Source organism: Campylobacter sp. BCW_6889 (genome assembly GCF_001762535.1).
Classification (GTDB): domain Bacteria; phylum Campylobacterota; class Campylobacteria; order Campylobacterales; family Campylobacteraceae; genus Campylobacter_D; species Campylobacter_D jejuni.
In genome coordinates this window covers 1-496 of the sequence record NZ_MJWZ01000002.1, presented here as the reverse complement: position 1 = coordinate 496, position 496 = coordinate 1, and the positions used below count along the sequence as shown (strand labels likewise).

1 protein-coding gene is annotated in these 496 nt (G+C 28.8%); it reads left to right on the top strand.

Annotation, left to right across the window (positions count from 1 at the left end; translation table 11 throughout):
• Nucleotides 1-64: 64 nt before the first annotated feature.
• Complete coding sequence (locus tag AJ939_RS00010; RefSeq protein ID WP_044779636.1) at nucleotides 65-394, top strand: hypothetical protein; 330 nt, start codon at nucleotides 65-67, stop codon at nucleotides 392-394.
• Nucleotides 395-496 lie beyond the last annotated feature (102 nt).

Sequence of the window (496 nt, the reverse complement as noted above, 5' to 3'; positions counted from 1 at the left end):
ACCAGAACAAATTAAAATGTATGAAGAAAGAAGAAAGATAAAAAAATAATAAAAAGGAGATATTATGGAATTTGATGTTGAAATTTTAGACAATCTTGAGAATTTTAAAGAATTCTTAAAAACAAAACCTAGCAAAGAAGTTTTGCAGGCTGTTAATTCTCATTTAGAGGGTTTTTTAAGTGATGCGTATGATCATATCGATCCAGAAGAATACGAAGTCGCTTTTGAAGAAGAAACAGGAATATCTTATCGTGATGCTACTGAGGAAGAATTTGATGAGTGGTTTATTGCAAATGTGCTTTGCTTTGAGGATTTAAGTGAGATTTGCAAAATTCTTCGATCACTTTTAGAGGCTAAAGATTTAGATAAAGCTTTGGAAAATTTTAACAAATAAAAAAAATTAAAAAATTATTTTAAGGAAAAACAAATGAAAACTTTAGAAGAAATGCAAGCTATGGATGAAGAAGCTATAAGGGAGTTAGGTTGGGAGTTTTTT